The organism is Streptomyces sp. DH12, from assembly GCF_020873895.1.
Classification (GTDB): domain Bacteria; phylum Actinomycetota; class Actinomycetes; order Streptomycetales; family Streptomycetaceae; genus Streptomyces.
This window is the reverse complement of record NZ_JAHWGT010001116.1, coordinates 1-448: the sequence shown is the minus strand read 5'-3', so window position 1 is coordinate 448 and position 448 is coordinate 1. Positions and strand designations below refer to the sequence as shown.

Sequence of the window (448 nt, the reverse complement as noted above, 5' to 3'; positions counted from 1 at the left end):
GCGACACCCCACGCCGCCGGAACCAGCCCCGCCTACCTCGCCCTGGCCCGCCTCGGCCGCGAGGACCACCGCCTCACCCTCTCCGCCGACGACTGCACCACCCTCGAACCACAAGCAACGGAATGGCTCGCCCGAGGCGTGAGCGTCGACTACCTGACCAGTGCCCTCACCGCAGGGCTCCCCGCCCAGGTCGACAGCCCCGTCGGCCTCCTCCGCCGCCGCCTCACCGACAAAATCCCACCCCGACTCCCCACCGAAAGCGCCCGACCCGCCTCCGCCGCCCCAACCCGCCGCCTCCTCATGGAATGCACCGACTGCGGACGCCCCGGACAGCCGGAAGCCCTCCCCGACGGCCTCTGCCGCCCCTGCCGCACCGCCCACTCTCCGGCGGACGAGACCCCGCCCCACCCTGCCGAGATCGCCGACGTCAAGGCCCACATGGGCAACC

General features: G+C 73.9%; 1 pseudogene. It reads left to right on the top strand.

The annotated features are described in order from the left end of the window. Positions 1-448, top strand: a pseudogene (locus tag LPA54_RS38805) (MarR family transcriptional regulator); the annotation flags it as partial.